The 17686-nt window shown below is 70.3% G+C and carries 16 protein-coding genes; 2 read left to right on the top strand and 14 right to left on the bottom strand.

The window, feature by feature from the left end; all coding sequences use genetic code 11:
* Window positions 1-145 precede the first annotated feature (145 nt).
* On the bottom strand, window positions 146-910 hold the full coding sequence (locus IO36_RS03440; protein ID WP_037615855.1) for an SDR family NAD(P)-dependent oxidoreductase: 765 nt from the start codon (window positions 908-910) through the stop codon (window positions 146-148).
* A 174-nt stretch (window positions 911-1084) separates the two neighbouring features.
* Between IO36_RS03440 and IO36_RS03435 the strand changes: the two genes are divergently transcribed.
* Window positions 1085-1750 (top strand): TetR/AcrR family transcriptional regulator, encoded by a 666-nt coding sequence (locus tag IO36_RS03435; protein WP_063764818.1) that lies wholly within the window; start codon window positions 1085-1087, stop codon window positions 1748-1750.
* Window positions 1751-1913: 163 nt separating this feature from the next.
* Here IO36_RS03435 and IO36_RS03430 read toward each other — a convergent pair whose 3' ends face one another.
* The 7 genes from IO36_RS03430 to IO36_RS03400 form a co-directional block, all read right to left on the bottom strand.
* Entirely contained in the window at window positions 1914-2330 is a 417-nt protein-coding gene (locus IO36_RS03430) for a PTS-dependent dihydroxyacetone kinase phosphotransferase subunit DhaM (protein ID WP_037615853.1), read from the bottom strand.
* Complete coding sequence (dhaL, locus tag IO36_RS03425) at window positions 2323-2922, bottom strand: dihydroxyacetone kinase subunit DhaL (protein WP_037615850.1); 600 nt, start codon at window positions 2920-2922, stop codon at window positions 2323-2325. The genes IO36_RS03430 and dhaL overlap by 8 nt, the downstream gene beginning before the upstream one ends.
* A 147-nt stretch (window positions 2923-3069) precedes the next feature.
* Window positions 3070-4062 carry a dihydroxyacetone kinase subunit DhaK gene (gene dhaK / locus IO36_RS03420; RefSeq protein WP_037615848.1) on the bottom strand — a complete coding sequence of 331 codons (993 nt, stop codon included), beginning with the start codon at window positions 4060-4062 and terminating at the stop codon, window positions 3070-3072.
* 229 nt (window positions 4063-4291) lie between these two features.
* Window positions 4292-5116: an ATP-grasp domain-containing protein gene (locus tag IO36_RS03415; RefSeq protein WP_425535506.1), complete on the bottom strand. Its 825-nt coding sequence runs from the start codon at window positions 5114-5116 to the stop codon at window positions 4292-4294.
* A 172-nt stretch (window positions 5117-5288) separates the two neighbouring features.
* Entirely contained in the window at window positions 5289-6491 is a 1203-nt protein-coding gene (locus IO36_RS03410; protein ID WP_078942972.1) for a DUF2235 domain-containing protein, read from the bottom strand.
* A gap of 47 nt (window positions 6492-6538) precedes the next feature.
* Window positions 6539-7576, bottom strand: coding sequence for a hypothetical protein (locus IO36_RS03405; RefSeq protein ID WP_158997182.1), 1038 nt, complete (start codon window positions 7574-7576; stop codon window positions 6539-6541).
* Between the two features lie 119 nt (window positions 7577-7695).
* Window positions 7696-8580: a DUF6424 family protein gene (locus tag IO36_RS03400; protein ID WP_037615845.1), complete on the bottom strand. Its 885-nt coding sequence runs from the start codon at window positions 8578-8580 to the stop codon at window positions 7696-7698.
* Between the two features lie 963 nt (window positions 8581-9543).
* Between IO36_RS03400 and IO36_RS03395 the strand changes: the two genes are divergently transcribed.
* A complete protein-coding gene (locus IO36_RS03395) occupies window positions 9544-10752 on the top strand; it encodes a M4 family metallopeptidase (protein WP_037615844.1) in 1209 nt (402 codons plus the stop codon).
* A gap of 112 nt (window positions 10753-10864) precedes the next feature.
* Here the strand turns inward: IO36_RS03395 and IO36_RS03390 are convergent, their stop codons facing one another.
* The 6 genes from IO36_RS03390 to IO36_RS03365 form a co-directional block, all read right to left on the bottom strand.
* Complete coding sequence (locus tag IO36_RS03390; protein WP_037615843.1) at window positions 10865-11905, bottom strand: vWA domain-containing protein; 1041 nt, start codon at window positions 11903-11905, stop codon at window positions 10865-10867.
* A gap of 180 nt (window positions 11906-12085) precedes the next feature.
* A complete protein-coding gene (locus IO36_RS03385; protein WP_037615842.1) occupies window positions 12086-13267 on the bottom strand; it encodes an acyl-CoA dehydrogenase family protein in 1182 nt (393 codons plus the stop codon).
* Between the two features lie 370 nt (window positions 13268-13637).
* A complete protein-coding gene (locus IO36_RS03380; protein ID WP_037615841.1) occupies window positions 13638-14210 on the bottom strand; it encodes a TetR/AcrR family transcriptional regulator in 573 nt (190 codons plus the stop codon).
* Window positions 14211-14565: 355 nt separating this feature from the next.
* Window positions 14566-15567: an ATP-binding cassette domain-containing protein gene (locus IO36_RS03375; RefSeq protein ID WP_078942990.1), complete on the bottom strand. Its 1002-nt coding sequence runs from the start codon at window positions 15565-15567 to the stop codon at window positions 14566-14568.
* Between the two features lie 8 nt (window positions 15568-15575).
* Window positions 15576-16643, bottom strand: a complete 1068-nt coding sequence (locus IO36_RS03370) for an ABC transporter permease (RefSeq protein ID WP_037615840.1) — start codon at window positions 16641-16643, stop codon at window positions 15576-15578.
* A complete protein-coding gene (locus tag IO36_RS03365; protein ID WP_037615838.1) occupies window positions 16643-17662 on the bottom strand; it encodes a sugar ABC transporter substrate-binding protein in 1020 nt (339 codons plus the stop codon). The genes IO36_RS03370 and IO36_RS03365 overlap by 1 nt, the downstream gene beginning before the upstream one ends.
* Between the last annotated feature and the right edge of the window lie 24 nt (window positions 17663-17686).

Here is a 17686-nt window from a genome sequence, read left to right as displayed (position 1 = left end):
GGGCTGGGGCCAGGGCCAGGGTCGGTACCAGGGGCCCGGGCCCGGGACGCGACGGCCCCGGCTTCCCGGGTCGTGCCGCTCGGGTCGTAGCGCTCGGCGGCGGTGACGGTGAACGGGGTGGTACCGGCTCCGGAGCAGGCCCGTGTCAGACGGCCGCCCAGCCGTTGTCGACGGGCAGGATCACGCCGTTGACGTTGCTGGCCGCGTCCGAGGCGAGGAACACGATCGCCGCCGCCTGCTCCTCGGCCTCCGCCAGCCGGCCCACGTTGCCCATGTAGGCGCCGAGGGCGGCCGGGCCGTGCGCGCCCGCCTCGACGTCCACCGAGATGCCGGTGCTGGTGCCGCCCGGGGCGATCGCGTTGGCGCGGATCCCCTTGTCGCGGTACATCACGGCGAGGGACTTCGTGAGCCCCACGACGCCGTGCTTCGAGGCGGTGTACGCGGCCCCGGCGGCACTGCCCCGCAGGCCCGCCTCCGAGGCGGTGTTCACGACGGCCCCCTTGCCCGCGGCGAGCATGTGCGACAGCACCGCGCGGGTGAGCAGGAACGGTGCCGTGAGGTTGACCCGGATGACCCGCTCCCACTCCGCGTCGGAGACCTCGGCCACCGCCGACATGCGGTCCATGATCCCGGCGTTGTTCACCAGCACGTCCACGCCGCCGAAGCGTTCGACGGCGGTCGCGGTCACCCGGTCGACCACCTCCTGCTCGCTGAGGTCGCCCGTCACCGCCACGGCCGTGCCGCCGGCCGCCGCTATCTCCTCGACGACCGCCGCGGCCCCTTCGGCGTTGAGATCGGCCACGACCACCCGCGCGCCCCCGGCCGCGAAGGCGAGGGCGGTGGCACGGCCGATACCCGATCCCGCGCCGGTGACGATGACGCTGCGGCCGTCCGATCCCGTGGCGCTCATGACGTTCTCCCAGAGGTGTGTACGAGTGCGGGCGTGGTGCCTCGCGCCGCCACAGTACGACTTATTGTCGCTGAATGACAGAAACTCTTGGGAGGTCCGGAGATCGCTAGAATCGCCGCAGCCGCAATCCCGGGCGGCATTCGAGGGACGCAACCGAGAACCGAGGAGTCCTCAGTGCCGGAAGGCGCGATCGGCGAACACCCCGGCCGGGGTCGCGGCCGTACCGGGCGGCCGCCGCTGACCGACGAACGCAAGGCCGAGATCCGGTGGGAGATCGCCCGCGCCGCCGTGGAACTGTTCGTCGACCAGGGCGTGGCCGCCACCACCGGGGACCAGATCGCCCAGGCCGTCGGCCTGTCCACCCGGACCCTGTGGCGCTACTTCCCCGGCAAGGAGGCGTGCGTGAGCCCGCTGTTCGCCGCCGGGATCGACGCGATCGCCGCGGCGCTGCGGTCCTGGCCCTCGGGCGTTCCCCTGGAGGACGTTCTGGAGCAGGCGTCCACGAACGGCGAGGTGCTGATGGCGCGGCCGGAGCCGCCGAGGGTCCGTACCCTGCTGCGGCTCACCCGGACCGAGCCCGGACTGCGGGCCGTCTGGCTCCAGGCCCACGACGAGGCCGAGCCGGTGTTCGCCCGCGCCCTCGCCGACCGCGCCGGGCTCGGCGCGGTCGATCTGCGCTCGGAGGTCCAGGCCGCCATGCTCAACGCGGCGCTGCGCGCGGCGGTCGAGCACTACGCGTGGCGCACCGACGAGCCGGACCCCGATCCCGCGACGGCCCGGGCGGAGCTGGCCGGGACGATCCGCTCGGCCCTGGTCCTCGCGGCGACCGGAATCACCTGACCCGGCCCCTCGCACCGCCTCGGCCCCCCCGGCCCCGGCGCCGACGGCTCTTGCGCCGCCGCTCCTCGTACCCACCGGTCCCTTGTGTCCGCCGGTCGTCGCACCCACCGGTCGTCGTACCTGCCGCTGCTCGCACCTGCCAGGTCCTCGAACCTGCGGCTCCTCACACCTTGCGGTAGGTGTACGCCTCCGCTGCCGCCGCCTCCACCGCCGCGAGGTCGGCGCCCGCCGAGGCCGTGACCACCGCGGCCACCGCGCCCTCGACGAAGGGGGCGTCCACCAGCCTTGTGCCCTCGGGGAGTTCGTCGCCCTCGGCGAGCAGCGCCTTGACGGTGAGCACGGCACTGCCCAGGTCGGTGAGGACGGCGACCCCGGCGCCCCGGTCCACGGAGGCCGCGGCGGCGGCGATCAGGTCCGCGCTCGTACCTAGCCCCCCGTCCAGGGTGCCGCCCGCCGGCGAGACCGGGGCGAGCGTGCCGCCGCCGGCCAGGCCCGTGGCCAGCTCGACGACGGACGCCGCGACGGCCGCACTGTGCGAGACCAGCACGATGCCCACGAGTCCCTTCTCGGTGTCACTCACCTGCCGCCTCCACGAGTGCCGCGATCAGCAGGGCCGAGGACGTGGCGCCGGGGTCCTGGTGCCCGATGCTGCGCTCGCCCAGATAGCTCGCCCGGCCCTTGCGGGCCTGGAGCGGGGTCGTCGCCACGGCGCCCTCCTCGGCGGCGGTCTTCGCCGCGTCGAAGGACTCGGCGAGCGCGTCGACCGCGGGCACCAGGGCGTCGATCATGGTCTTGTCGCCGGGCGCGGCTCCGCCCAGTGCCATGACCGCGTCGACGCCCGTGCGCAGCGCGTCCGCGAACTGTTCGTCGCTGACCTCGGCCGCGTCGCCGAGCGCCTTGCCCGTCCGGCGCAGCAGGGTGCCGTACAGCGGCCCGGACGCGCCGCCGACCGTCGATATCAACTGCCGCCCGGCGAGCGTGAGTACGGCACCGGGCGTGTCGGGGGCATCCTTCTCCAGCGCGGCGCTCACGGCGGCGAACCCGCGCTGCAGGTTGCGGCCGTGGTCGGCGTCGCCGATCGGCGAGTCCAGGTCGGTGAGCCGCTCCGCCTCACGGTCCACCGACGCGGTGGTCACGGTCATCCAGCGGCGGAAGAAATCGGCGTCGAGCACGGAATCTCCTTGCAGGGTAGGGGAGTTGACCTGGGGTCGGACGAGCCTGACGGCCCGTACGAGGGCCGGTCCTCAGCCCTCCGGTCGAGGACCCGTCGAGGGGGCGGCGGGCCGGGCCCGGGTGCCGGTCCCGGCCCGCCGGACGGATCACACGCCCCAGCGAAGCCCCGGTGTCTTCACCGGCGCGTCCCACAGACGCAGCAGGTCCTCGTCCACCTGGCACAGGGTCACCGAGGCGCCCGCCATGTCCAGGGAGGTGACGTAGTTGCCGACGAGGGTGCGGGCCACGGGGATGCCCCGCTCGGCCAGGACCCGCTGTACCTCGGCGTTGAAGCCGTACAGCTCCAGCAGCGGGGTGGCGCCCATGCCGTTGACCAGGAGCAGGACGGGATTGCGCGGCGACATGTCGTCCAGGATGGCGTGCACTGCGAAGTCGGCGATCTCGCGGGACGTCATCATCGCGCGCCGCTCCCGGCCCGGCTCGCCGTGGATGCCGACCCCGAGCTCCAGCTCCCCGGCGGGCAGATCGAACGTCGGGCTGCCCTTGGCCGGAGTCGTACAGGCGCTGAGTGCCACACCGAAGCTTCGGGAGTTCTCGTTGACCTGCCGGGCCAGCGCCTCGACCGCCTCCAGGGGTGCGCCCTCCTCGGCGGCGGCGCCCGCGATCTTCTCGACGAACAGCGTCGCGCCGGTGCCGCGCCGTCCGGCGGTGTACAGGCTGTCGGTGACGGCCACGTCGTCGTTGACGAGGACCTTGGCGATGCGGATGCCCTCGTCCTCGGCCAGCTCGGCCGCCATGTCGAAGTTCAGGACGTCGCCGGTGTAGTTCTTGACGATGAACAGCACGCCCGCGCCGCTGTCCACGGCCGCCGCCGCACGGAGCATCTGGTCGGGCACCGGTGAGGTGAAGACCTCGCCGGGGCAGGCCGCCGACAGCATGCCGGGGCCGACGAATCCGCCGTGCAGCGGCTCGTGCCCGGAACCGCCGCCGGAGACGAGTCCCACCCGTCCCGCGACCGGGGCGTCCCTGCGGACGATCACACGGTTGTCGACGTCCACCGTCAAGTCCGGGTGGGCCGCCGCCATGCCCCGCAGTGCGTCCGCCACCACCGTCTCCGCCACGTTGATGAGCATCCTCATGGGTACCTCCCGGTGAAAGGGACAGAAGGGTTCCTGGTCTGCGTTTCCCCTGGTAGAACCTGGTGCCGGTATTCTCTTGATCTTGCCGTTCCGCAGCGCTCGCCGTCGGCCCCCGCCGGTACCGACGCCGGGTGCGGAGTGTGGGACCGCGAGTCGGTGAGAGGGCTGTCACCCCCAGTATTGACCTTGCGTCGGCGAAGGTCACGCGCGCGGACGCGCGGGGGAGGCCTCAGCCCGCGGGCCGGGCGGCCTCGGGGGTGCGGCAGAAGCGGAGGTCGCGCGCGACCGTCCGGCAGCGCGGGCCGGCGGCGCGGAGGACGACGTCCAGGGCCCGGTCGGGGTCGGCGGCGTAGACGTTGCTGAACCACGCCATGTTCGCCTCGACCACCGCCCATTGGTCGGTGGCGCCGGGCTCGGGCGGGGTCAGGAGCCCGACGTCCACCACCACGGCACTGGGCAGCCCGTCGCCGCAGGCGGCGAGGAAATCCTTCGCGAACGCCAGGACGGCGTCCTCCTGGCGGTGGCCGTCGAGGGGCCGGGCGTCGAGACGGCCGAAGGTGGCGTACTGCGACCCCGTGCGGACCTCGCCGTCCAGGACGAACAGGCGGAACTCCGTCGCCCAGGTCACCACGTCGCTGATCTGCACCGGGGTGTCGGGCGGCAGCTCGGGGCCCGCCGGGAGCCGGCCGCCGTCGGAGTACACGGCGGCCGGGAAGCTCTTGTCGGTCGGCGGCTTGACGAAGGCCGGCCGGGTCAGACGACGGGCCTCGCCCAGGGTCGCCATGGCGATGTGCCGTCCGGCGTACGCGGGAGGCACGGTGACCAGCCACTCGTCGGACGGCTCCAGGAGCGCGACCTCGAGTGCGTCCACGACACCCGCCGCGAAGAGGGGACCTCCGTAGTAGTGGCCGCCGCGCCTCCCCGCGACGCTGCCCGCGCCGCCCCGGGCAGGAAGGACCTCGACGTCCATGCCCCGCCGACGCGCCGACGTCGAGAGCAGCTCGGAGGTCGTGCTGTACTGCGGCGCCAACGCCAGGAACCCGTGCTTCGTCACGACCGACGACCCTGCCATCGCCCCACCCGACCGGTCCACCGGATTCGGGCGCGCACCATCCGAACTCCACGGACGCACACGTACTGAGACCCACGACCGAGTCCGGGGCAGCGCGGGAGGGCGGTGCCTCCAGGATCATGCCGCGATCACACCCTCGTCGTCGGCCGCCGGGTCAATCGATACGGCGGGACCCGCGCAGGGCGTCGGTCGATGCACCCGACTCGGTTTCCGGGGCGGACAGGGGTGGCAGGCCCGCGGCGAGTCCCGGGAGCAGTACGGGTTCCAGCCGGATCCGGTCCCGGCGGGCCAGGCACCGCTCCAGTTCGGGCGGCCGGTAGTGCGCGTCCGTGTCGTAGCGCTCCTTGGCCGGGACCGCCAGGAACTCGTTGCCGTCGAGCACGCCCTCGCCGTTCACGGCAGTGCCGAGGGGCCGGTGCAGCGGTCTGGACAGTCGGAACAGCGCCGTCCTCGAGTTGTGCAGTTTCCCCGAACTGTCCGGTCGTACGAGGAAGTCGATGCCCTTCGTCGTCGTACCCGGCCCGGCTTCGGCGAGCAGGTCGGGGTCGAACCGCAGACCGAACCGGCGCGCCTGGTCCACCATCCACAGCAGCGGGATGTCGGACAGCCCGGTCTCCCTGTAGCCGCCGCCTACGTCGCAGTGCACCCCGGCGAACCAGACCTGCTTCAGTTCCTGTCCCTGCTCCGCTGCGCCGGGCTGCTGGTGCCACAGCGTCGGGCGGAAGGTCGAGCGCTGTTCGTCGATGGCCAGCGCGTGGAAGGCACCCTTGACGCAGCGGCTCAGGTCGGTGTCGTGGAACGCCCAGCGCCGGTTGAACCGGTTCACCGCCGGCCGGAGCCACACGGCGTCCGGGATCGGGATGCCCAGGGTGCCGACCGTGTCCCACACCCCGATGAAGTGGATGTCCGGCTCACGCGCGTAGGTGCGCCGGAACAAGGTGGAGGCCGTTCCGCTCGGCCGTTCCTTCCGGTCGCGGTAGAGGGCCCACGCCTGCCGGATCCGGTCGGCCTGGTCGCGGCGCAGGATCCCGCTGTTGCGTACCAGCCCCGCCAGGCTTCGCGCGGTGAACGCGCCCCGGCTGAAACCGAAGAGGAACAGCTCGTCGTCGGGCTCGTACGTGTCGACCAGGAACCGATAGGCGTCGAGGACGTTCGGGGACAGGCCCACGCCGAACGCCGCGCCGCTGAGGCGCTCCCATCGGTTGGTGCCGACGCCGCTGTGGTAGTAGACGCGCTGTTCGGTTCCGTCCACGGAACCCGGCAGGACGGACAGGGCGACCTTGGCGACATTCGTTCTGCTCGGCTGGTCGGCGAAGTTCCATGTGCCGTCGCAGCAGACGACCAGGCGCTTGGACATGCGATGCCTCCTCGCGACAATGCGCGGCAGGAGCGGTGAGGCCGTTCCTATTGTTCATGATCTCTTGGAGCGGTGGCCCAGAAGGTCTCGGGGCCGTTCGGAGACGCGGCTTTCAGGAGTTCGTCCCCTCGGGAGTCGATGAATCGGGTGAAGGCTTGCTGTGAGTATCCGAAGATCGCAGCGAAGGCGAATATCTGCCATGCCGAGGTGACGCTGAATCCTGGCGTCGCGAACAGCAGGAGCAGCCCGAGAAGTGCCGTAATTCCACCAAGCGACACCTTCAGTATCGCCTGGCCGACGTGGACCATGTACGGGTCTTCGACCCGCTGTGCACGTGCCAGTGAATACACGGCCGACAACGTGGCACCGGCTGCTCCGATGAGTTCGATCAGCAGAATGTCACTGGCATTCGGTTTGTTGCCGAGAGGGCATATCAGCTTGTCTCCGAGGTCGTTGCAGGCGAGGCTCGAGCCCCAGTGAGCGTTCAGGACGCCGAGCAGCACGGTCAGGGCGATGAGAACGGCCGCCGCCACCAGCAGGATGTTGTTGAACGTGCGGAGTCGGCCACGGGTGAAGCCGTTCGCGATGTACGCCCCGCGCAGCGCGCTCTCGATCCGTTGACGGTCGACCGGGGCGATTCCTTTCCCGTCCTCTTCCCTGAAAGACTCGAGCCATCTGCGGCGCTGATCGTGGGGTTCCAGATGGCTCTGGACCGTTTGCCTGATCCGGGGGAGTTCTCCGCACAGCATTTCGTCCGTCAGGAGACGGACCAGCAGTGCGTCGGCTGCCTGCATCCGAGAAATGGCGATATCGGCATAACCCGCGTATTCCCAGGGTATGCATCGCGATCGCGCGGCCCGTTTCGACTGCGCCGCGTTGAGCAGCACCCCGCTGTAGGCGACGTGGAATTCTTCCGGACCTGCGCTCCATACTCCTGATACCGGGTCGACGGTACAATCGCGCTTTATCGCCGCGATCCTGGCCGTGCGTTCCATCCAGTCGGTCCGGGTCTCGCAGGTGACCCGCCAGCGGGACTTCGCCACGGTGTGGGATATCGATCTCTCGTCGGTCTCGGCCCGGCTCATGAGTTTCTCTTTTCTCCCCGAGGAGCGAGTGCCGGCCTGTCCTTGCCCGGGAGTCCTTGGAGCGGGTCCCGATGGCCGGGTCATGGAACTCTGCCGGGCCCTCGGTGCGCCGCGCCGGCTCAGCCCCGCCGTGGCGTCGGCGCTGTGACGAGGGGGCCGGCCGCGGTGTGTCGGCCCGGCTCGATCTGCTGCTCGAACGCCTCCAGGGCGACCGTGCTGTCGGCCGGGAAGACCGCCATCTTGCCGAGGGTCTGAGCCATGAGCAGGGTTTCGCCCGCCGGGCTTCCCTCGGGCGCGTGCATCAGGCGTACGTGGCCGTCGCCCGAGCCTCGCCGGTCCACCGGGGCGACGGCGCCGTGTGTTCCGTCGGGCAGCGTCACCCACAGCTGGAAGTCGTCGTACCGGACGAAGTCGGCGCCCTTGACCGGCCACGGGTAGTGGTGTTCTCCGGGCACCTTGGGCAGGACGCCTTGGTGGTTGCCGTGGCCCATCGGTACGCACGCGTTGAACAGGGAGTCGGTCCACTGCTCGACGCCGTCGGCGTCCGTGATCGCCGTGCGCAGCAGTCGTTCGGCGTCCTTGTAGCCCAAGAGCGCCAGGGCGGGCAGCGTGTCCGGGAAGGCGTCGACGAGCTCGGCGGCCTCCCGTCGTAGCCGGTCCACCTTCGCCGGGTCGGCGCAGAACTGCATGCTCCACTCGATGCCGACCCGTGCACGGTACATACGCCAGCCGCCGGCCCCCTTGACCCAGAGACTGCCGCCGTGGTGCATCTCCCAGTGTTCGGTGCCGGAGGGCTGGGGGCCGTAGGGGAGGTCGGCTTCACCCATCTCGGCGAGGATCTTGTGCGCGGCCTTCTTCGCCGCCTTGAAGAACGTCGACTCGAACCGCGGGGGATGATCGACGAGTTGTATCTTCCAGGGGTGGTTCTCCGATTCCGTGCCGCCGGGTACCAGTGGGGCCGGGGGTGCGGAAGCGGTTGCCGAAGCTGAAACGGTGTCCGTCATGGTCGGCCTCCTCGCGCCGGTGACGCGGACGGGTGTCAGACCCGCGGTGCTGATGCCTTCGCTTCCATCGTGCGCCCGGAGTCAAGGCCGGGCCGGGCCACGGGGCGGCTGTCGGCTGTCGTCAAGTTCCGCGGTGCGGGCCTTACTTGTTGAGGCGCGGGTGATTCCGTCGCCCCTGCCGAAGGCCGACGGGTGATCGGCCGACCAGGCGGACGGGCGCGGAGCAACTGATGAGGGCTTCCCGCCCGGCACTGGGGAGTGTCTGTAGTCGTTCGGCGACTCGGGTGCGGAGACGGGGACCCGCTGTTCTGCCCGGATTCTGGTCGGATCGGTGATTTCCGGATTCCCATACGGCGGCTGGTTGAGCGTCAGATCGTCCTGGGAGGCGATCCAGGTCAGGTGCAGCCCTGATTCATGACGTAGAACCGCCCTGCTGTTCCACTCTTATGGCTTACTCTAGTTGGCCTTTGACGGCTTGCAAGCGTGAAGTCGATTGCCGCTTCAGCTGTTTACACGTCAAGGCTGCGCTCTGCGCGCACCGCGAAGAGTGGGTTTTCTCCCGTACTCCGTATCCGCTTCAAATATCGGACGTCAAAGGGAATTCACTTACATCCCGGGATGCGAAAGCGCAAGCCAGGGCGGACGATGGAGGGGTCGGGAGCCCGTTCTCGGGCGCTCGAGTCACCGCGGGCGGACCGCTTGGCGGTCGGAGTCGCCCGTGCAGGGAGACCTCGCGTCTCGCCATCGGTTCATCTCTGAACCGCCTTTACCACTACGACTGTTGCCTCGGGGCAGGTGTGCCCGCGCGGGTGAACAGGTCTTCACCGTGCTCGACTTGGGAACCTCCCGGCCTGCCTGAATGCCGAGTCGAATTCCGGCCTCCCGAATGCCGAGTCGGCTGTCCACGCACCACCATCCGATGAGTCAGATCCCACCGACCACCACATGTGAGCGAGGTGCCCCATGTCCAGAACCCGCCACCTCCACTGCATCATCCCTCCGCACCTGCTCGAGAAGCTCCTGGGCAGCGACGACAGCGAGATGCGTCAGGTCGCGTTGAACACCCTGATGACCACCGCCCGGTTGCGGGGTGAGCGAACTGTCCGTGCGTCCTTCGCCGGCGTCGCCACCCTCGGAAACGGCCGACGGACCGTCTTCGACTGCAGGCACAGCACCCGGCTCCCCTCGGCCGTTCTCGTTCGCTCGGAGGACGGGCCGGAGTCCGCGGACCCGTCCGTCGACCACGCCTTCGACGGGCTCGGCCTGACCCGAGACTTCTACCGGACGGTGTTCAACCGCGACTCGATCGACGGCGACGGCATGCGCCTGGACGCGTTCGTCCACTTCGGCGAGGCGTACAACAACGCCTTCTGGGACGGGCAGGAGATGGTTTTCGGTGACGGGGACGGAAAGCTGTTCTCCGACTTCACCGGATCCACCGACGTGATCGGGCACGAGCTGTCCCACGGAGTCACCGAGAACACCGCGGGACTCAAGTACCACAACCAGTCCGGCGCCCTGAACGAATCCATGTCGGACGTCTTCGGGTCACTGGTCAAGCAGTGGTCCCTGAAGCAGTCGGTCGACGACGCGGACTGGCTGATCGGCCCCGACATCTTCACTCCGGGAATCGACGCCGACGCCCTGCGGTCGATGAAGGCCCCGGGGCACGCGTACGACAACGACCTGTTCGGCAAGGACCCCCAGCCCGACCACATGGAACACTTCGTCAAGCTGCCGGACACCGAGAGGGGTGACCTCGGCGGGGTGCACATCAACTCGGGCATCCCGAACAAGGCGTTCTATCTGGCGGCGACGCGCATCGGCGGATTCGCCTGGGAGGCTCCCGGGCTCATCTGGTACGAGTCGCTCAAGGCGTCCAACGCCGACACCCAGTTCCAGGAGTTCGCGAACACGACCTACCGGAAGGCCGCGGAACTGTTCGGCGACGAGAGCCCCGAGCAGTTGGCCGTCCTGGCGGCCTGGCAGGACGTGGGCATCCAGATCAGCGGGATCCTGGCGGGCGTCGCCCGGGCGCGCAGCCTCGCCGCCGACCGGAACGGTGGCGCGGGCCCGGACAAGGTCCTGACGACGGTGAGCCAGCAGATCGGTGCACTGGCCGCCCAGGTGACGGGGCTGGCCAAGGACGTGACCGCGCTGAAGAGCAGGTGAGCGACGGCCCGGTCGACGCGGGCGACCCCGAACGGCGCCACGCGCCGACCGATCGCCGGCGACCGTGCGCGCCGGTGTCCACAGCCGGCGGGCCTGCGCGCACCCGGCGCGATCAGAGCATCAGCAGCAGGCGCGTGTTCGGTACGAGCTTTCGGTTCACGCTGGTGCTCTGTACGAAGATCGTGAAGTCGTCGTTGTGGTCGGGCTTCACGCGTATCTCCACGTTCGGGAGGCCCAGCAGGGCGCGGGCCTCGGGCCCCGAGTACACCCGGTCGGTCTTCTTCTCCAGGACCGCTATCTGCTTCTGCGCCTGGATCTTCTCGGACTTGCTGAGCTGGTAGAACGCACCGCCGGTGCGGTAGGTGTGCCCGCATTCGACGACCCACTCCCGGATCGCGGCGTCACGGGTCACCGGGATCAGCCGGTACCCCGACGGATCCGCCGCGGCGAGGCCCGCCGCCTTGATCGTGTCCTCGTTGACCGCCTCCGCGCCCATGGAGAACACCGCCCGCGAGCCGCGGATGCCCTGGGAGCGTCCCACCATGAACTTCTCGGTGGCTTCCCGGATGACCTGGCCGGCCTCCTCGAGGCCCTGCGTGCTCGTGGCGTCCCAGACGGCGATGTTGTCCTTCGGGAAGCCGCACTGCATGGCCTCGCGCTTGCCCATCTGGTCCGGCACCAGGACGGCCAGCGTCCAGTTGTCCTCCTGCGTCGCGATCATCTCGGCGACGGCCTTGACCAGTTGACGCGGATCCCTGACGGGGGCGTCGGGGCCGCGATGGCTCGCGTTCTCCTGCCCGTCCGTGAGCACGAAGGTCAGGAAGCTGTGGTCCCCGTACAACTGGGCCGTCTGCGCCAGCTCGTGCTGCGACTTCAGCGCGGCCGCCAGCAGCGCCGTCATCCCGCCGACCCGGTACAACTGCTGGAGGGACGGCATCCGCAGCACGTCCTTGTCGTAGATGACGCACTCCACCTTGTCGGCGAAGACGTACACCGTGACACGGGTCTCCTGGTCCAACTCCCTGGACCGGCGCGCGAGATACTCGATCTGCTGGTCGGCGACCTCGACGACCTTGCCGCTCAGGTGCGACATCGACGAACTGGCGTCCAGCACCAGGGCGACGTGGTTGATGTAGTTCTGGCCTCCGGCCATGGCAGTTCCCCCTCGATCCGACTCGCTCGATACCCCTACTCTCGCATCCACCACTGACAATCGATCTTGCTCGGCGAGGGGGGCGGTCGTGGAGTCCGGGCCTGTCGGACCGACGCGTTCCGGTGAGCGCGGGGGTGCGCTCACCGGACCCGGATTCCCGGCACGCGGCGAACGGCTCCGCTACTTGCCGGCGGTCCGCACGCGCAGGGTGCCGCAGTCGCTCTCCTTCAGGCCGCGGCCGATGATCAGGCGCTGGATCTGGTTGGTGCCCTCGAAGATCTGCATCACCTTGGCCTCGCGCATGTAGCGCTCGACCGGGAAGTCGCGGGTGTAGCCCGCGCCGCCCAGCACCTGGACCGCGTCGGTCGTGACCTTCATGGCGTTGTCCGTGGCGACCAGCTTGGCGATCGACGCCTCGGACGCGAACGGCAGCCCCTCGTCCTTGAGCCGCGCGGCGGCCAGCGTGGTGGCGCGGGACACCTGCACGGCCGCGGCCATGTCGGCGAGGACGAACGCGAGCCCCTGGTGCTCGATGATGGGCCGGCCGAACGTCTCCCGCTCCCGCGAGTAGCGCAGCGCGTGGTCCAGCGCGCCCTGGGCCAGGCCCGTGGCGACCGCGGCGATACCGAGCCTCCCGCAGTCCAGCCCGGCGAACGCGATCCGCAGGCCCTCGCCCTCCTCGCCGAGCCGGCGACTCACGGGGACGCGCACGTTCTCCAGCCGCACGGTGGCGGTGGCGGACCCGGTCAGGCCCATCTTCTGCTCCGGCGGATCGGCCACCACACCCGGCGTGTCGGCCGGGACGAGGAAGCAGGAAATGGCGTGCGAGCCCTCGTCGGACGTACGGGCCATCACCGTGTAGAAGTCGGCGTGCCCGCCGTGCGTGGTCCAGGCCTTCGCGCCGTTGAGCACGTAGTCGTCGCCGTCCCGTACGGCCCGGGTGCGCATCGCGGCGGGGTCGGAGCCGGCGTGGGCCTCGGACAGGCAGTAGGCGCCGAGCAGCTCGCCACCGAGCATGTCGGGCAGCCACTTCCGCTTCTGCTCCTCGGTGCCGAACTGGGCGAGGGCGAAGCAGGACAGCGCGTGCACGGAGACGCCCACCGCGACGCTCGCCCACACGGAGGCGATCTCCTCCAGCGCCTGGAGGTACACCTCGTACGGCTGCTCGCCGCCGCCGAACTCCTCGGGGTAGGGCAGGCTCAGCAGCCCGGCCCGTCCGAGCGTGCGGAAGACCTCGCGGGGGAAGCGTGCCTCGGCCTCCGCCTCGGCGACGCGCGGGGCGAGCTCCTTCTCCGCGAGCTCGCGGGTGAGAGCGATCAGGTCGACGGCTTCCGACGTGGGGAGCGTGCGGGTCGCGGGCATGGCGTGTCCTCGATGGTGGCGGTTCGCCGGACGATATTGATACGCCGGACGATACAACAGTATCGTTTTTGGTACCGAGGGGCCATGTGGATCGGTCGGGGATCCGGCGGGCGGTGGAGGGGCGGCGCGGGCTCGCGTGCGGGGCCTGGGGGGCGTGGGCGTCGTCCTCGCCGGTGCGCGCCGAGGGATGGGCGTCGGCGGGGTTGGCTGGGGGTGCGAATCAGCGGGCGCCGGGGAGTGGGGTGCTCGGACGGTGGGGCGCGGCTGTGCCGGATGTCCCAGGTGTCGGAGTGCCGCCGGAGTGCCCCGCTGGGGCGAGGGTGGGGCTAAGGGCAGGGGAGGGCCGGGCGGTGGCGGGGAGGGGCGAGGGTCAGGGAGAGACGGCGTGCACGATGAGAGAGGCCAGCTCCGCGTAGGCCTCCGCGTCACTCAGCCCCGTCCGCGCCGCGACCTCGCCGCGCTGGATCTCCTGCATCGTCGCGGCCACGACCTCGCCCACGAAGGCGGCGTGGACGTCACGGAACGCACCGGCGGCGACACCGTCCGCGATCAGCAGTCGGATCCTGGCCGCGGCCAGCCGCGTATTGGCCTCGTACACCTCGCGGGCCGGCTCGAACCGGGCCATGTCGTCGAGGAACTGCCGGGAGAGCGGCCGCAGCTGTTCGGCGACCGCGTTCAGATAGACCACCACGCGCTCGGAGGGGGCGGAGGTGTCGGCCACCTGCTTCTCGACGGCCTGGGCGGCCTCCCGGAAGTAGTGCTTGACCGCTTCCCGGACCAACTCCTGCTTGCTTCCCGCCAGTTGGTACAGCGTCGTCTTGGAACAGTGCAGCCGCTCGGTCAGCTCGTCGAGCGTGAACGCCGCGAAGCCCTCCGCCACCAGCAGCGCGACCAGCCGTTCGAGCAGGTCGGTCTGGCGCGCGGTGCGGCGTGTGGACGGCATGATCTCAGCGTAACCGTTCCTGCTTCAACGTGACCGTCGCCCCTCCAGAGGCGTGATCGCCGGGCCGGCTCACCCCTCCCGGGAGGCCCCTCGCGCGACGGTGCGGGACCCCGGGGTCCCGTCCGCGCGGTCCGCCCGGCCCGCCCAGTCCTGTCGGGCCGCCCGGTCCTGTTGGTCCCCGAGTCCGGCTGGTCCCGAATCCAGCCGGTCCCCGAGTCCTGCCGGTCCGCCCGTCCCGCCGCTCCGTACGTCGGGGGTCGGCCGCCGTCCGCAACGTCCCCCGTCCGTACGATCCGGCGGCCGGTGATCCGAGCGTGTCCACCGCCGACCGGCCGGACGGACGTATGGGGGAGCGTCAGGAGCCCTCGCCCGGGGATCCAGGAACGGGTGCCCGTACCTCCTCCGCCCCCGGCAGCCGCTCCACATCCACCCCGCTCACCTGCGCCAACTCATGCTTGAGTGCTGTAAGTTCCGCGCCACCCGCCATGTGGTCGGTGAGTTCCTCCAGGCTCACCTCTCCCCGGTCGGCGCTGAGTTCGAGGGTGCCGAGCCGCAGCACGCTGAAGTGGTCGCCGACCATGTACGCGTGGTGGGGGTTGTGCGTGATGAAGACGACGCCGAGGCCCCGTTCGCGGGCGGCGGCTATGTACTTGAGGACCACACCGGACTGTTTGACGCCGAGCGCGGCCGTCGGCTCGTCGAGGATCAGGACGCGGGCTCCGAAGTACACGGCGCGGGCGATGGCCACGGACTGGCGCTGCCCGCCGGAGAGCGTGCCGATCGGCCGGTCCAGGTCGTCGAGGACGATGCCCATGCTGCGCAGTTCCTGGTCGGCCGTCCGCTTCATCCGGGCGATGTCGAGACGGCGTACGGGCCAGGGGCCCTTGGTCATCTCGGAACCGAGGAAGAAGTTCCGCCACACCGGCATCAGCGGCACCGTCGCCAGGTCCTGGTAGACGGTGGCGATACCCCGGGCGAGGGCGTCGCGCGGGGTGCCGAAGCGCACCGGCGTGCCGTCCACGAGGAGTTCGCCCTCGCTGTGCCGGTGCAGTCCCGAGATGATTTTGATCAGGGTGGACTTCCCGGCGCCGTTGTCGCCGAGGACGCAGGTCACCCGCCCGGCGCGGACCGCGAGCGACACGTCGTGGAGGGCGCGGACGGTCCCGTAGGACTTTCCCGCGCCGCGCAGTTCGACGATCGGGGCGTCGTGGTCCGAGGGCGGGGCGCCCTTGTCGCCGGGCGGAGCGCCTTCGTCTCCGGGGGGAGCGCCCGGAGCGGGGGCCTTCGGAGCGGGGGGCTCCGGAGCGAGGGTCTCCGGGGCGGGGCCGTCCGTGCTTCCGGTTCCGTTGTCTGCCATGGGTCCGTTCACCTCCGGGTCGCCGTGCGTCGGACCCACAGATTGACGAGCGTGGCGCCGAGCAGCATCACGCCGAGGAAGGCCTTGAACCAGTCGGGGTTCCAGCCGGCGTAGACGATGCCCTGGTTGACCATGCCGAACATGAAGGCGCCGAAGACGGGGCCGATCGCCGAGCCGTAGCCGCCGGTGAGCAGACAGCCGCCGATGACCGACGCGGCGATGTAGATGAGCTCCTGGCCGACGCCCTCGCCGGACTGCACCGTGTTGAACGAGAACAGCTCGTGCATGCCGACGAACCAAGCGCCGAAGCCGACCGCCATGAACAACGTGATCTTGGTGAAGGTCACCGGGACGCCGACCGCGCGGGCGCTGTCCTGGTCGCCGCCGACCGCGAAGACCCAGTTGCCGTACTTGGTGCGAAGCAGCACCCAGGTGGCGAGCGCCGCGAACACGAGCCACCACACCACCGTGATCTTCACCTGCACACCGCCGACGTCGAACGACGAGGCGAAGATCTTCTTCGCCTGTCCGAAACCGTCCATGTCGCTGATGTCGTCGGTGGCGACGTTGTCGGTGACCAGCTTGGTGACGGCGAGGTTCACGCCCTGCAGGATCAGGAAGGTCCCGAGGGTCACCAGGAAACTGGGCAGGCCGGTGCGGACCATCATCCAGCCGTTGAACGCCCCGATCGCGAGCGAGAGGACGAGCGCGACCACGACGCCCGCCCACACGTTCACCGTGAGCTGGTAGCTGACCATGCTCGCCGTCAGCGCCGAGGTGATCACCGCGACACCTGCGGACAGGTCGAACTCGCCGCCGATCATCAACAGGGCCACGGGCAGGGCCATCAGGCCGATCGTCGACGACTGGTAGAGGACGGTCGCCATCGAACTGCCGGAGCGCACCGAAGGCGCCGCGATCAGGAAGAAGACGAACACGGCGGCGGCGCCGAGGAACACCCCGACCTCGGGGCGGGCGAGCAGTCGCAGCGCGAGGGGGCGCCGCGTCGCTCGTCCCTCGGCCGTACCGGGGCCGGGGGCCGGCGGCGCGGCCGCCGCCGGCCCGGCCGCGCTCATCAGCGAGTGCCCTTCGAGGCGAACTCGGCGACGGTGTCGACGTTGGACTTGTCCACGAACGCGGGCCCGGTGAGCACCGGTTGCTCGCCGCCGCCGCTGTAGTTGCCGTTGTTCTTGTAGAGCCACAGCGAGTCGATCGCCAAGTAGCCCTGGAGGTAGGGCTGCTGGTCGACGGCGAACTGGATGGTGCCCTTGGAGATGGCGCCCGTGAGCTCCTTGTTGAGGTCGAAGGTGGCGATCTTCGCCTTGCTGCCGGCGTCGCTCACCGACTGCACCGCGGTCAGGGCGTACGGGGCGCCCAGCGCGACGACGTAGTCGATCGCGGGGTCCTGCTTGAGCTTCGCGGTGATCGTGGACTTTACGGAGGGCATGTCGGTGCCGTTGACGTACAGGTTCACGGTCGTCCCGCCGAACGTCTTCTTCATGCCGTCGCACCGCTGGGTCAGGCCGACGTTGCCCTGTTCCTGCATCACGCAGACGGCCTTCTTGGCGCCCTCCGCGTTCAGTCTCTTCCCCAGGGCCTCGCCCGCGACGGTCTCGTCCTGGCCGAAGAACTCCATCAGGCCCAGCGTCTTCCAGTCGCTGAGGCCCGAGTTGAGACCCACCACGGGTATCCCGGCCGAAGTCGCCTTGCCCACCACGTCCTTCATGGCGCCGGGCTTGGCCAGGGTGACGGCGATGCCGTCCACCTTCTGGTCGATCGCGCTCTGCACGAGGTTGGCCTGGTCGCCCGCGTTCGGGTCGTGCGCGTAGACGAGATCGATGTTGTCCTTGGCGGCCGCGGCCTCGGCACCCTTGCGGACGATGTCCCAGAACGTGTCGCCGGGAGCCTGGTGCGTGATGAGGGCGACGGTCATCCGCGGTGTGTTCGCCTTGCCCGACGTGCCCCCGCCCGCGCTCTCCTCGGCCTTCTTCCCGCCCGAGCTGCTGGAGCAGCCCGTGGCGATCAGTAAGGCCGCCGCGGTCAGGGCCACGAAGGGGGTGATTCGGCGGGTACGGGGGTGGAACGTGCGATCCATGTCTGCAGCACCTCACTGTGCCGG

This window comes from Streptomyces aureus, assembly GCF_000725495.1.
Classification (GTDB): domain Bacteria; phylum Actinomycetota; class Actinomycetes; order Streptomycetales; family Streptomycetaceae; genus Streptomyces; species Streptomyces aureus_B.
The sequence above is the reverse complement of the archived record's forward strand: the minus strand, read 5'-3'. Positions and strand labels throughout refer to the sequence as shown.

Coding starts and splice junctions, on each gene's coding strand:
- IO36_RS03380 (WP_037615841.1), bottom strand. CDS start 14,210: ATGCCGTCCACACGCCGCACCGCGCGCCAGACCGACCTGCTCGAACGG.
- IO36_RS03390 (WP_037615843.1), bottom strand. CDS start 11,905: ATGGCCGGAGGCCAGAACTACATCAACCACGTCGCCCTGGTGCTGGAC.
- IO36_RS03405 (WP_158997182.1), bottom strand. CDS start 7,576: ATGAGCCGGGCCGAGACCGACGAGAGATCGATATCCCACACCGTGGCG.
- dhaK (WP_037615848.1), bottom strand. CDS start 4,062: ATGAGGATGCTCATCAACGTGGCGGAGACGGTGGTGGCGGACGCACTG.
- IO36_RS03400 (WP_037615845.1), bottom strand. CDS start 8,580: ATGACGGACACCGTTTCAGCTTCGGCAACCGCTTCCGCACCCCCGGCC.
- IO36_RS03440 (WP_037615855.1), bottom strand. CDS start 910: ATGAGCGCCACGGGATCGGACGGCCGCAGCGTCATCGTCACCGGCGCG.
- IO36_RS03370 (WP_037615840.1), bottom strand. CDS start 16,643: ATGAGCGCGGCCGGGCCGGCGGCGGCCGCGCCGCCGGCCCCCGGCCCC.
- IO36_RS03410 (WP_078942972.1), bottom strand. CDS start 6,491: ATGTCCAAGCGCCTGGTCGTCTGCTGCGACGGCACATGGAACTTCGCC.
- IO36_RS03365 (WP_037615838.1), bottom strand. CDS start 17,662: ATGGATCGCACGTTCCACCCCCGTACCCGCCGAATCACCCCCTTCGTG.
- IO36_RS03375 (WP_078942990.1), bottom strand. CDS start 15,567: ATGGCAGACAACGGAACCGGAAGCACGGACGGCCCCGCCCCGGAGACC.
- IO36_RS03385 (WP_037615842.1), bottom strand. CDS start 13,267: ATGCCCGCGACCCGCACGCTCCCCACGTCGGAAGCCGTCGACCTGATC.
- IO36_RS03395 (WP_037615844.1), top strand. CDS start 9,544: ATGTCCAGAACCCGCCACCTCCACTGCATCATCCCTCCGCACCTGCTC.